Below are 12,882 nucleotides of genomic sequence, written 5' to 3' on the forward strand. Positions count from 1 at the left end.
TGAAAAGCAAAAAGAGCCTATATTATAAAATTGGCTCTTTTTCTATAGAAAAGGAGAAAATTTATGCTTATTAAAATGTCAATAATTCCTGGCGGAAAAACGGGCAAGGTAGGTAAAATAAATGTAAAGACAGGCGATAAAGTCGCTGCCGGCGATATCCTTGTACAAATAGAAACGGCGAAAGGAAACCGCCAGATTAAAGCCGCATCAGATGGAACAGTCAGTAAAATATTATGTGAAGAGGGCATGGACATAGCATCGAATGCTGAGATGTTTTTAATCACTGAGGATCCTGAAGTCAAAGAGGCCGGGATAACTGATTGTGATTGTGCCTCACAGAAAATAGCGAAAGAAACCACTGCCGATTTACTTATCATAGGAGCTGGTCCCGGCGGATATGCAGCCGCTATTTATGCCGCTAAAAGCGGACTGAAAGTAACTCTGGTTGAGCAATCAGCATTAGGAGGTACCTGTCTTAATGTCGGTTGTATTCCTACAAAAGCACTTGTTAAATCTGCGGAAGTCTGCCACACGGTAAGGAATGCGTCAGTCTTTGGGATTGAATCAGGCAGCCCGGCTGCTGTAAATATGAAGCAAGTCATTGACCGTAAGGATAAGATTAAGGACAGGCTTGTTTCCGGAATTGACTTTCTTATGAAAAAAAATGAAATCAATGTAATCTCCGGCCAAGCCTCCTTTATGGATAAAAATACAGTAACAATAAAAGGCGAAGAAAATTATATCATTAAGGCACAGAAAATTATCGTTGCAACAGGCTCAAAAATATCTAATATTGCCATTCCTGGTATAGAACTTCCGTTTGTCTTGAACAGCACAAAGGCATTGTCTGATCATAAACTTCCCAAATCCATAACCATTATTGGCGGTGGTGTGATCGGAATGGAATTTGCATTTATCTATAAAAATTTCGGCGTTGATGTCCAAGTGATTGAATTTATGGATCGGTTACTGACCATGGTCGACAGTGATATCTCAAAAGAGATACAGGATATGGCAGAAGAAAATAACATTCACATTCACACCGGTTCAAAGGTTAAGAAAATTCAAAGTTCCGTTGACGGCATGGCAGTAATTACCTATGAAAACAATGCGGGGGAACACTTAGTGGTAAGTGAAAAGGTATTGGTGGCTATTGGCAGGGAGCCGAATCTGGATGGATTATCCATTGAAAAAAGCGGTGTCTTGTTAAACAGCAACGGGAAAGGAATTCAAGCAGATCATTCCATGCGTACAAATGTTGACAATATTTATGCAATTGGAGATGTGACAAATATCCTTCAACTGGCCCATGTAGCTTCTCATCAGGGGATTGTTGCCATAGAAAATATATTAGGAAAGCATAAAGAAATGAATTATTCAGCAGTCCCTAATGTAATATTTACTTCACCGGAAATCGCAAGTGTCGGTATCGGTGAAGACGAAGCGAAAAGTAAAGACATTGATATTGATGTAAGTAAATTTTCCTTTGCCGGAAACGGAAAAGCTTTGACGATGAATGAGGCGAGAGGCTTTTTAAAGCTGATTAAAAACAAAAATACAGGAAAAATAATAGGCGGGTCAATAATAGGTGCCGATGCATCTTCTTTGATCAGCTCATTAACCTTAGCAATTGCCAATGGATTTACTGAAAAAGAAATCTCTGAAACCATATTCCCACACCCTACTACCAGTGAAACGATTCACGAAGCCGCACTGGATTTTGGAATTGGAGCCTTACATCAATAATGAAAAAAATAGTGATATCCGAAGAATTTGATCCCTGTTTTAATATAGCAGCAGAACATCAGCTGTTTTTAACCTCCGAGGAAGATCTGCATCTGTTTCTATGGCAGAACGATTCTTCGGTGATTATAGGAAGGAACCAGAACCTATATGCAGAATGTGATTTAAATTACTTAAGGGCGCATGACATAAAAGCGGTCCGCAGGTTTTCCGGGGGCGGGGCGGTGTATCATGACAAGGGCAATGTTAATTTTACCTTTCTTACAAAAGAGGCATCTGCCAGACAGGACCACTTTATCAAGCTCATACGATCTGCAATGCAGCGGCTTGGGATCGACTGTGAATTTAGCGGCAGAAATGATTTATTATACAAAAACCGTAAATTTTCCGGTCACGCTTATTATACGGACGGCGATCATTACATGTATCATGGTACGGTACTGGTCAATGTAAATTTCCAACAGCTGGAAAATGCCCTAACACCTTCAAAGATAAAGTTAGAGTCCAAGGGAGTCGAATCTGTAAGGAGCAGAGTCATCAATCTATCTGAAATAAACAGTGAAATCACTGCCCAGTCAGTTATCCGGGCTTTTATTGAAACCTTTGAATGCAATCAGATAGAAACCATTAATAAAATGAATTTTCAGCCGCCATTAGAGAAAATCCTTTCGTCAGACAATTGGATGTTTGCCCAATCGCCTAAATTTGATGTTGAACTGGAACGTAGGTATACATTTGGAACAATGACTGTTTCTATCTCGATCGCTGATAACCTGATTCAAAATATTAAAATAAATACGGATAGTTTGAAGCTTTATGATTTTAATGCCTGTGAAAAGGAATTATATAATACCCGCTTTAACGAACAGGAGATATGGGACCATATCGAGCGGTACTTATCGAATCATCTTGATTTTTCATAATATCAGGAAAAGACTTTGAAAAATATTGTACACCAGGTTGTTTTATGTTACTATATGAAATAAAAAAATCAAATGGTGAGTAAAATGTTTAATTTAGATGATTGCATTGCTTTTGTCACTTGTAAAGGGGCAAAGGATTTAGCGGATACCTTGGAAAAAAGGCTGAATAATTTCAATATAACAAGAAGCCAATGGATTGCACTTTATTATATTAAAAATAATAATATGATTACTCAAAAGCAGTTGGCCGATAAAATGTCTTTAAAAGAGCCTAGCGTTGTCAGGTTATTAGATAAGATGGAACTATACGGCTGGGTGAATCGTATCAGCAGCAACGATGACAAAAGAATGAAGTTTTTAATATTAACCCATAGCGGCATAGAAATTGAGACAGCTATGCTTGATGTTGCAGAAAAATTTAAATCGGATGTGCTTAACGGCATATCTCATGAAGACCTCGACGTATTTAAATCGACGCTTAACAAAATGCTGATGAATATTGAGGATGGCAGCAAATAGGAAAAGTCAATCAGATATTCCCAATCCGCTTCACTATTAGAAGAGGTTAAAATATACAATAAAACCAAATTGAAAAAATTTCTCATCTATGTTATGATACAAACATAGCAGCATCCTGACACGAAAAACGAAGTTTGAAGTAGAAGGTTCGGCATATGAGGAGTCTTTGATTTGCCGCGCCTTAATGGCGCGGTTTTTTTGCTTTTATAAAGCATTGATCGCCAGGATAAGAGAACGGAGGAAGAAGCATGGAAACGAGAATCGCCGTTATCGGCATCGTTGTGGAAGAGGAAGAATCTGTGGAACTTTTAAATGAGATCCTTCATGAATACCGGAAGTGTATCATTGGCCGCATGGGGATCCCCTATCCGAAAAAGCAGGTAAGCATCATAAGTATTGCCGTGGATGCACCTCAGAGCACCATTTCCGCACTGACCGGTAAGATCGGGAAATTAAAGGGAGTCAGTTCCAAGACGGCCTATCAGGGTGTAAAAGGTCAAGAAAGATAAGAAAAGAAACCGTTTTTTCCAGGGCAATACCTGTAAAATTAATAAACCACTGACGGAAAAGCAAATGCTGACCCTAAAGAAAGGAAGAATTACAATGTATGATCCAAAATCGCTGAAAGCGGAAGAATTCATTTCCCACGAAGAAATTCTTGAAACTCTTGATTATGCGGAGAAAAACAAAGCCAATGCAGAACTGATCGACCAGATCATTGCAAAGGCAAGGCTGGCAAAAGGCCTGACCCATCGGGAGGCATCTGTCCTCCTTGCCTGTGACATTCCGGAGAAAATACAGGAAGTCTATGATCTGGCAGAACAGATCAAAAAGGATTTCTACGGAAGCCGCATCGTCATGTTTGCCCCTCTTTATCTTTCCAATTACTGCGTAAATGGCTGCACCTACTGTCCTTACCACCTAAAAAATAAGCACATTGCCAGAAAAAAACTGACTCTGGAAGAAGTGGAGAAGGAAGTCATTGCCCTTCAGGATATGGGACATAAGCGGCTTGCCATTGAGGCAGGTGAGGATCCTGTGAATAATCCCATTGAGTACATCCTGGATTGCGTCAAAACCATATATTCCATCAAACACAAAAACGGCGCCATCCGCCGGGTCAATATAAATATTGCGGCAACTACGGTAGAGAATTACCGGAAGCTAAAAGAGGCAGAGATCGGGACCTATATTCTCTTTCAGGAAACCTACCACAAGGAAAGCTATGAAAAGCTTCATCCAACAGGACCCAAGCATAACTATTCCTACCATACAGAGGCCATGGACCGGGCCATGGAGGGCGGGATTGATGATGTAGGCCTGGGTGTTCTTTTTGGTCTTGAGCTGTACCAGTATGAATTTGCAGGACTTCTGATGCACGCGGAGCATTTGGAGGCAGTTCATGGAGTAGGACCTCATACCATTAGCGTTCCCCGTATCAAAAAAGCTGATGATATTGATCCCGGTGCTTTTGATAATGGGATCGATGATGAGATATTTGCAAAGATCTGTGCGTTGATCCGGATTTCGGTTCCTTATACCGGAATGATCGTTTCAACCAGGGAAAGTCAGAAGGTAAGAGAAAAGGTGATCCGTTTGGGGGTATCCCAGATCAGCGGCGGTTCCAGAACCAGCGTCGGCGGCTACCAGGAGGACATCCGTCCCACGGATACGGAGCAGTTTGACGTATCGGACCAGCGTTCCTTAGATGAGGTGGTCCATTGGCTCATGGATATGGGCTATATTCCTTCCTTCTGTACCGCCTGTTACAGGGAGGGGCGTACGGGAGACCGTTTTATGAGTCTTTGCAAAAGCGGCCAGATCCAGAACTGCTGCCAGCCCAATGCCCTGATGACATTAAAAGAATATTTGATGGATTATGCTTCTAAGGATACGAAAAAAGTAGGTGAGGCCCTGATAGCAGCGGAGCTGAACCATATTCCAAAGGAAAAGGTTCGTTTGATCTGTGAAGACCATTTGCAAAAAATAGAAAATGGAATCAGGGATTTCCGTTTTTGATCAAACAGGCAGCTGCCAGGGCTAAGTAAGCTTGGCTTTGGTTTGCTGCCATTGCAAAAATTGACAGTAGGGAGAGGTGACAGGCATGGGACTTAATGAAACACCATCCTCAGAGCGGGTGCATATCGGCTTTTTTGGCCGCCGCAATGCAGGAAAATCAAGCGTTGTCAATGCAGTGACAGGGCAGGAGCTTTCCGTTGTATCGGAAGTGAAAGGGACTACCACGGATCCTGTTTACAAATCCATGGAGCTTCTTCCCATGGGACCGGTGGTCATCATTGATACGCCGGGGTTTGATGATGAAGGCGCTCTGGGCGAGATGCGGGTAAGGAAGACAAAGCAGATCTTAAACCGGTCTGATTGTGCAGTCTTAGTTGTGGATGGGGCTGTTGGAAAGACAAAAACCGATGAAGAATTGATCCTTTTGTTTAAGGAAAAGAAGATCCCCTATGTGGTTGCTTATAATAAGTGCGATCTGACCGGACCACAGGCCTATGAGGACGGACTTTCTGTCAGTGCCTTTAAGGGATTGTTCATCCACGAGTTAAAGGAAAGGATCGGAAGCCTTGTAAACACCGGGGATACAAAAATGAGGATCGTAGGAGATTTGCTGGATCCACTTGACCTGGTGGTGCTGGTGATCCCCATTGACAAGGCGGCGCCCAAAGGCCGCCTCATCCTGCCCCAGCAGCAGGTGATCCGGGATATCCTGGAGGCAGGTGCCATATCGGTGGCAGTGCGTGAAACGGAATTAAAGGAAACTCTTAAAAGGCTGGGAACCAGACCGGCCCTTGTCATTACGGACAGCCAGGTCTTTGAGCAGGTAAGTAAGGATACGCCGGAAGAGATTCTTCTCACCTCATTCTCTATCCTTCTGGCCAGGTATAAAGGCTTTTTAGAGGATGCGGTAAAGGGAGTGGCGGCCATTGGGGATTTAATGGCTGGGGACAGGATCCTGATCTCGGAAGGCTGTACCCATCACAGGCAGTGTGATGATATTGGTACCGTAAAGCTTCCCCGCTGGCTTTTGCAGTATACAGGGAAAGAGCTTCTCATAGAAACTTCCTCCGGACGGGAATTTCCGGAAGACTTGTCAGCCTATAAGCTGATCATCCACTGCGGCGGCTGCATGTTAAATGAAAGGGAGATAGAATACCGAAGAAAGTGTGCGTCAGATGCCGGTGTGCCATTTACCAATTATGGAATTGCGATCGCTTATATGAAGGGAATTTTAAAAAGGAGCTTAAAAGCACTTCCTGATTTGGAAGAGCTGCTGATTTAACAGGAGACGGCCTTGCCTTTTCCCGTAATTTATATGTGTTAAGAGATCATAAAAGTTCCTGACAACATTGACTTACGGCTATATTTATGATATGGTAAAGTTAATCAGATATGGGGGAGTAGTCAGCATGCGCGGCTAGTAAAAAGGCCTTCTATTTTATCAGCATGCAGTTAAATCAACATCCTGAACAGCAATGTTCTGGTTTAATTTTAAAAGACAAGACCTGTGTCCTAATTTAGGGCCGAGTCTTGTCTTTTTGGTTGTATATGATGATCTCACCGATACAAAAGAGCACTAGCATGAAGGGAGATTTAATATGAATTTTTTGCTGTCAGGTCTTACCTCTGTAACCGTTCCTCAGTTAATCATGTATCTCGTCGGATTTTTGCTGATCTATCTTGCTATTCAAAAAGGGTACGAGCCTTCGCTCCTTCTTCCCATGGGATTTGGGGCGATACTGGTCAACCTGCCCTTATCCGGCGTGATCGATCAGACGCTGCCTGGCATAGGAAATACTCATGGTATTATCCAGTGGCTGTTTGAATCCGGGATCGAAGCCTCAGAAGCGCTGCCTCTTCTTTTGTTTATCGGGATCGGTGCCATGATCGATTTTGGGCCTTTGTTATCCAATCCCATCATGATGCTGTTTGGTGCAGCGGCCCAATTTGGTATCTTTTTAACGATATCTGTAGCTGTTTTACTTGGATTTGATCTTAGAGACGCGGCTTCCATAGGTATTATCGGTGCTGCTGACGGGCCGACTTCCATTCTGGTATCCCAGATACTCAAATCAAATTATATCGGGCCAATTGCGGTGGCGGCTTATTCCTATATGGCTCTGGTTCCTTTGGTCCAGCCCTTTGCAATTCGGCTGGTTACCACCAAAAAGGAGCGGATGATCCGGATGCCTTATAATCCAGTATCCGTATCCAAAAGGATCCGAATTATTTTCCCAATTGCAGTCACTATGATTGCTGGATTTGTTGCACCCCAGTCTGTTTCCCTGGTGGGCTTTCTGATGTTCGGAAATCTGTTAAGGGAATGCGGCGTTCTGCACAGCTTATCAGATGCGGCACAGAATATTCTTGCCAATCTGGTCACCCTGCTGCTGGGCATTACTGTTTCCTTCAGCATGAGAGCGGAAGCCTTTGTAACCTGGCAGACCCTTGTTATTCTCGTCCTTGGCCTTGTTGCCTTTGTATTCGACACCATAGGAGGAGTGCTGTTTGCCAAACTCATTAATTTATTCCGTAAGAACAAGATCAATCCTATGATAGGCGCAGCCGGTATTTCCGCGTTCCCTATGTCAGCCCGGGTCGTTCAGAAGATGTCCATAAAAGAAGATCCCACCAATCATTTGCTGATGCATGCCATCGGAGCAAATGTTTCCGGCCAGATTGCCTCTGTTTTGGCAGGAGGGATTGTCTTAAACCTTTTGACCACCTTATTATGACCAGTATCTGCCAACGGAAATTCGGCAATCGGATAGAAAGGAGCCAGTTATGCTTGATAAATTTCTTTTGTCCCTGGACATCATGTGGAAGGGAATGTTCAGTATATTTATCGTTATCATCATTATCACACTGCTTATTATGGGATTTCAGTGGTTTGAAAAAACCCTTTTGGATAAAAAGGATGAGTAAAGTAATGTATGAAATATTATAAAGACAGGGTTAAAATCACAAAGGATTGACAAACAGTCAAAACTATATTATGATAACTTTGGTTTTAAATAAATAACCTGTTCTTTGCCACCGGGTAAAGAATTTTAAGGTGTTCTAAAATATTCCGTTAGGTCGTAGAAGGAATATTTTAAGAACGCCTTTTTTATGTTCAAAGGAGGATATGAGATGGAACAATCTGTCTTAAAAGACTACACAAAATATGTGAGCCTTAATATTTTGGGGATGATCGGGCTTTCCTGCTATATACTGGCAGACACCTTTTTTGTATCAAAGGCACTGGGCGCTGCAGGCCTTGCAGCACTGAATTTTTCAATTGGGATTTACAGCCTGATGAACGGTACTGGATTGATGATCGGTATAGGAGGTGCTACCCGCTACAGCATTCTGAAATCCCAGAATGGGGGAAAACTGATAAATGCAGTTTTTACCACCAGTTTAAAGCTGGGAATTCTGGCGGGAGCGTTGTTTGCAATCACAGGAGTCCTGGGCACTGAGACTCTGGCCGTATTATTGGGAGCCGACGCAGCCACATTGCCGCTGACTAAGGCATATTTAAGCACCATACTATACTTTGCCCCGTTTTTCATCCTGAACAATGTCATGCTGGCATTTGTGAGAAATGACAATAATCCTAAGTTGTCCATGATTGCAATGCTGACAGGAAGCCTATCCAATATAATTTTGGACTATGTATTTATGTTTCCGCTGGGGATGGGGATGTTTGGTGCAGCCTTTGCCACCGGTCTGGCACCCGTCATCAGTCTTGTGGTTTTATCTGCCCACTTTATACAGGGGAAAAGCGGTCTCCGGTTGTTACAAAGCAGAATTCAGTGGAAGGCTGTCCGCGATATCTTTGGCCTGGGCCTGGCCGCATTTATTACGGAGGTGTCTTCGGCGATTGTTCTGATCACCTTTAATCTGGTCATCCTGGGGCTGGAGGGAAACTTAGGGGTTGCATCCTACGGGATTGTAGCTAATATAGCACTGGTAGGAATCTCGGTATTTACGGGAATTGCACAGGGGATACAGCCGTTAATCAGCAAGGCTTATGGCTCAGGGAATGGTATTATTATAAAAAAACTGCTTCAATATGCGGTTATCACCTCCCTGGCAATAGCGTCAGCAATTTATACACTGGTATTTTTCTGTTCGGATCAAATGATCAATGTGTTTAACAGTGAGCAGAATGCAGCAATTGTACTTCTTGCCAGGGAGGGGCTTAGGATCTACTTCGCCGGCTTTTTCTTTGCGGGAATCAATATTATTGTATGCATGTATTTAAGTGCAGCCGAGCGTGGGCTGAATGCCTTTATTATTTCTGTGGCGCGGGGCTGTGGTGTTTTGGTTCCCATGGTGCTCTTGCTGAGCCGGATTTGGGGAATGACGGGGGTATGGCTGGCATTTGTTATGACAGAAGGATTGGTGAGTGTTCTTGGTGTGATATTAGTATTTTGGAAAAAGAGGACAGAAGTTTATAAGGATACCTTATAATCGCCGGGGCTTTTTCCGGTCACCTCCTTGAAGGCACGGATAAAATGTGCGGAATCATTATAACCAACTGCCTGGGCTACCTCATAGATTTTCATATTGCCTTCCACAATGAGGCAAATGGATTTTTCTATGCGGTAATTGCGAAGATAATCACGGTAAGTAAGGCCGGCCTTGCTTTTAAAAAAGGAGGAAAAATAGCTTTTATTCATATAAACATGAGCTGCCACATCTTCCAGGCTGATGCATTCATTGTAGTTTCTTTCGATATAGGATTTTGCTTTTTCAATGATGCAGTCCTCCTTATTCTGAAGGGAATGCAAAACTATTTCAACCAGATGATTTAAGGAACAGTATAATTCTTTTTCCAGAATCGAAAGGGAAGGAGCGTTCTCGATTTGGCTGAACAGATCATGTTCGCTGAATTTAAGTCCGCTGACCGGCTCAATAAATTTTGGATTCAGCCGGATCAATGCATAGATCGTGTTATTTAGTATTTTTTTAGTCTCTTTTACCGGCGGCTTCAGATGATTGATGGCTGCAAAGAACAGGCGGAGATAATGCAGGGTATTCTTCATGTCATAAACCGCCAGGGAATTTGTTGCCTGATGGATAAACTTTAAGAGATCCTCAGCAGTACAACCTTCATAAGCAGGGGTATAGGGAAGGTCGTAATAGCCCAGTTCAAACCAGGTGAGGCAATCCTTAAACCCATCGGAGCACTGGTGGAAGGTGGCATATCGTTTACTGAACTTAAACTTATAGCCCTGGTCAGCCAGATACTCCCCAAAGGAATGCAGGCTGTCCAGGCAGCGTGGGATATCCGTATCAGGAAACAGCATAAATACAAAGCAGGAGGCCATTTCCCCTGTTACGGTAGTTCGGTATTGGATATGGGACTGGTTCAGACAGTGATAAAGGTCCTCACGCAGACCTTCCTGAAGCTGAAAAAGCTTTCCGGAATAAACCGCATCCAGCTTAATGCAGCCGACGATACAGGCAGAGTCTGGGATCAGGGAATACTTTTCTTCAAATGCAAGCATCTGGGCGGTCTTTTGCATGGGCATCTGCAGATAAGACTCCAGTAATTGCTGCATGTTAATGGGATAGCTGCGTCCGGAAGAACTGCTCTGCTTTGACATGACCTGGGCCAGCAAGCGGTATAAGAGCTGATACAGCACCGGAAAATCAACTGGTTTTAAAAGATAATCGGCTGCACCCAGACGAAGGACATCCCTTACCAGATTAAAATCGTCATAGCTGCTTAAGACAACACTTTTGCAGGTGATATGATGCTGTTTGATAAAATCCAGCAATTCAATCCCGTTCATAACCGGCATCTTTATGTCGGTGATCAGGATATCGATGGTATTGCATCTTAAGATATCAGCCGCGATGATCCCGTTCCTGCAGCTAAGTACGTTTAGCTTGTTTTCAAATTCCTTTTCTACCGCGTGGGTAAGTCCCTCCAGAATATCCGGATCATCATCTACGATTAAAATATAATTGCTTGTCATATGCGCCTCCTATCACTTTCTGCTCAAACAATTTATTCTTTTACGACTGGAATTTTAATTGTTACGGTTGTACCCTGGTGAAGCCGGCTGTCAATGTATAAATCATACTCTTTTCCGTAATAGAGCTGAATACGTTTGCGGATGTTTTTTAAACCGATGCTGTGAAAAGCGGTATTCTTATCTTCCAGATAATCCCGCAGCAGGGCAAGGTGTTCTTCATCCATTCCATTTCCATTATCTGAAACGGTGAAAATCAATACTCCGTCTTTTTCATATCCCCATATTTGAATGGAACCATTGGAAGCATCATCAATAATGCCGTGATTAATGCTGTTTTCTACCAGCGGCTGCAGTAACAGTTTAAGCATTCGGTAGGAAAGGATTTCAGGATCCAGGCTGGTGCTGATGGATACATTGGCATAGCTTAATTTGATTAAACGGATGTATTCCTCCAGATGGACATGTTCCTCTTCTACGGTCACCAGTTTATTGGCCTCAGAGACGCCAAAGCGGAGAATCTTTGCCAGCAGTTCGCACATGGTCGCCAAATGGGGGTAGCTGGCATTGAGAGAGGCCATCCGCATCCGGTCCAGAGTATTGTACAAAAAATGGGGATTGATCTGCGATCTCAGCATCTGCAGATTTAAATCCTTTTCTGCCAGGTTCTTTTGATATACCTGTTTTGTCATTTCCCCGTAGGATTTTATGACCCGCTTGGTTATCATCCAGGACAGCAGAAGATTGGACAAGAAAATCACCAGGATGATCATCAAAAAGACAGGGCGCAGGAAGGAAGAAGACTGGGTGATATCCTTTTTATCCGTAGCAATGACGCTGTATAAAGTATGGTTGTCATTGGCAGTTAAGTAATATGCATAGGGGTCTTGGATCCTGGGGGACTGTATTTCCTGCCAGGTAATATCCCCAAAGCCATCGGAGGAAAATAACAGCTTTTTGTTGGCATCAAAGCAGGCAAACTGCTGGGAATCAAATAATTTATTGCATTTAAAATCATACTGAAGGTCTGAGATGTTAATGCCGGCTAAAATAATGGCCACCGGTCTGGAAGCACTGATGTTATTCAAAACCCGTCCGGCAAACAAGAGCCTGTTGTTCACCTGGTATCCCAAGTCCTCTGCTTCTTTTTGGGTGACAAAAGAAAGGGCTCCCCTGTTCTCCTTCAGGGTGGTGACCCAGTCGCTTTCCGGTAATTCCTGCAGCAGGTGGTATTTCTGGTCGTTGTATTTGTAGCTCATTAAATCCCCTTCCGGACGAAACAGGAAGAGGCAGTTTAACTGAGGAAATAAGATGGTAAGCTGATAATATTTTTCTATAAATAATCCATCCACCCTCCCTGGATTTTCTTTTTGTCTTGCATGGGATTTTAAATAGCTCCAAAGAGAGGGGGACACCTCGTAGGCTTCACTGCTGATCAGGGATTTGGTAAGTGTGTCCAAGGCATTGGCGGTATGCTCGATATTGGTCATCAGGGTAGCGTTTAGCTGCCTTACCGCTTCTTCGGTCTTATGCCGTTCCAGATTCTGGTACGCACCAGTGATAATGATGTATGCACCCATGAGTACGATTGCTTCCAGAATCAGCATCAGCTTCAGCTGGTTGTTCATTTTTGGGAAAGAAAGTTGAAAATCCGATTTTTTCATCATGGAGGTGTCCTTTCTACTTTGGTTTCCTACGGGGCAGAGCAA

Annotated in this window: 11 protein-coding genes; 9 read left to right on the forward strand and 2 right to left on the reverse strand. The window is 43.2% G+C overall.

Annotated features, from left to right (window positions below):
* The first annotated feature begins 63 nt into the window (after window positions 1–63).
* The 9 genes from lpdA (at window position 64) to RT269_RS02185 (ending at window position 9,662) form a co-directional block, all read left to right on the forward strand.
* Window positions 64–1,746, forward strand: coding sequence for a dihydrolipoyl dehydrogenase (gene lpdA, locus RT269_RS02145; RefSeq protein ID WP_313180354.1), 1,683 nt, complete (start codon window positions 64–66; stop codon window positions 1,744–1,746).
* On the forward strand, window positions 1,746–2,666 hold the full coding sequence (locus RT269_RS02150; protein WP_313180355.1) for a lipoate--protein ligase: 921 nt from the start codon (window positions 1,746–1,748) through the stop codon (window positions 2,664–2,666). The genes lpdA and RT269_RS02150 overlap by 1 nt, the downstream gene beginning before the upstream one ends.
* Window positions 2,667–2,750: 84 nt before the next feature.
* Complete coding sequence (locus RT269_RS02155; protein WP_313180356.1) at window positions 2,751–3,185, forward strand: MarR family winged helix-turn-helix transcriptional regulator; 435 nt, start codon at window positions 2,751–2,753, stop codon at window positions 3,183–3,185.
* Window positions 3,186–3,433: 248 nt separating this feature from the next.
* The gene (locus tag RT269_RS02160) at window positions 3,434–3,694 is read left to right on the forward strand and encodes a TM1266 family iron-only hydrogenase system putative regulator (protein WP_313180357.1); all 261 of its coding nucleotides are present in this window, start codon (window positions 3,434–3,436) and stop codon (window positions 3,692–3,694) included.
* 94 nt (window positions 3,695–3,788) lie between these two features.
* Entirely contained in the window at window positions 3,789–5,204 is a 1,416-nt protein-coding gene (hydG, locus tag RT269_RS02165) for a [FeFe] hydrogenase H-cluster radical SAM maturase HydG (protein ID WP_313180358.1), read from the forward strand.
* An 85-nt stretch (window positions 5,205–5,289) separates the two neighbouring features.
* Complete coding sequence (gene hydF / locus RT269_RS02170; RefSeq protein WP_313180359.1) at window positions 5,290–6,486, forward strand: [FeFe] hydrogenase H-cluster maturation GTPase HydF; 1,197 nt, start codon at window positions 5,290–5,292, stop codon at window positions 6,484–6,486.
* 316 nt (window positions 6,487–6,802) lie between these two features.
* Window positions 6,803–7,939 carry a sodium ion-translocating decarboxylase subunit beta gene (locus RT269_RS02175; RefSeq protein WP_313180360.1) on the forward strand — a complete coding sequence of 379 codons (1,137 nt, stop codon included), beginning with the start codon at window positions 6,803–6,805 and terminating at the stop codon, window positions 7,937–7,939.
* Window positions 7,940–7,988: 49 nt separating this feature from the next.
* Window positions 7,989–8,129 (forward strand): hypothetical protein, encoded by a 141-nt coding sequence (locus RT269_RS02180; RefSeq protein ID WP_313180361.1) that lies wholly within the window; start codon window positions 7,989–7,991, stop codon window positions 8,127–8,129.
* 207 nt (window positions 8,130–8,336) lie between these two features.
* A complete protein-coding gene (locus RT269_RS02185; RefSeq protein WP_313180362.1) occupies window positions 8,337–9,662 on the forward strand; it encodes an MATE family efflux transporter in 1,326 nt (441 codons plus the stop codon).
* Here the strand turns inward: RT269_RS02185 and RT269_RS02190 are convergent.
* Complete coding sequence (locus RT269_RS02190; RefSeq protein ID WP_313180363.1) at window positions 9,644–11,176, reverse strand: response regulator transcription factor; 1,533 nt, start codon at window positions 11,174–11,176, stop codon at window positions 9,644–9,646. The genes RT269_RS02185 and RT269_RS02190 overlap by 19 nt on opposite strands.
* A gap of 32 nt (window positions 11,177–11,208) precedes the next feature.
* Window positions 11,209–12,840 carry a sensor histidine kinase gene (locus RT269_RS02195; protein ID WP_313180364.1) on the reverse strand — a complete coding sequence of 544 codons (1,632 nt, stop codon included), beginning with the start codon at window positions 12,838–12,840 and terminating at the stop codon, window positions 11,209–11,211.
* Between the last annotated feature and the right edge of the window lie 42 nt (window positions 12,841–12,882).

The organism is Lacrimispora sp., from assembly GCF_032078915.1.
In the GTDB taxonomy this organism is placed as follows: Bacteria; Bacillota; Clostridia; order Lachnospirales; family Lachnospiraceae; genus Lacrimispora.

What these genes read in the sequence shown, in the direction of transcription:
- lpdA (WP_313180354.1), top strand. Translation starts at nt 64, where the DNA reads ATGCTTATTAAAATGTCAATAATTCCTGGCGGAAAAACGGGCAAGGTA.
- RT269_RS02150 (WP_313180355.1), top strand. Translation starts at nt 1,746, where the DNA reads ATGAAAAAAATAGTGATATCCGAAGAATTTGATCCCTGTTTTAATATA.
- RT269_RS02155 (WP_313180356.1), top strand. Translation starts at nt 2,751, where the DNA reads ATGTTTAATTTAGATGATTGCATTGCTTTTGTCACTTGTAAAGGGGCA.
- RT269_RS02160 (WP_313180357.1), top strand. Translation starts at nt 3,434, where the DNA reads ATGGAAACGAGAATCGCCGTTATCGGCATCGTTGTGGAAGAGGAAGAA.
- hydG (WP_313180358.1), top strand. Translation starts at nt 3,789, where the DNA reads ATGTATGATCCAAAATCGCTGAAAGCGGAAGAATTCATTTCCCACGAA.
- hydF (WP_313180359.1), top strand. Translation starts at nt 5,290, where the DNA reads ATGGGACTTAATGAAACACCATCCTCAGAGCGGGTGCATATCGGCTTT.
- RT269_RS02175 (WP_313180360.1), top strand. Translation starts at nt 6,803, where the DNA reads ATGAATTTTTTGCTGTCAGGTCTTACCTCTGTAACCGTTCCTCAGTTA.
- RT269_RS02180 (WP_313180361.1), top strand. Translation starts at nt 7,989, where the DNA reads ATGCTTGATAAATTTCTTTTGTCCCTGGACATCATGTGGAAGGGAATG.
- RT269_RS02185 (WP_313180362.1), top strand. Translation starts at nt 8,337, where the DNA reads ATGGAACAATCTGTCTTAAAAGACTACACAAAATATGTGAGCCTTAAT.
- RT269_RS02190 (WP_313180363.1), bottom strand. Translation starts at nt 11,176, where the DNA reads ATGACAAGCAATTATATTTTAATCGTAGATGATGATCCGGATATTCTG.
- RT269_RS02195 (WP_313180364.1), bottom strand. Translation starts at nt 12,840, where the DNA reads ATGATGAAAAAATCGGATTTTCAACTTTCTTTCCCAAAAATGAACAAC.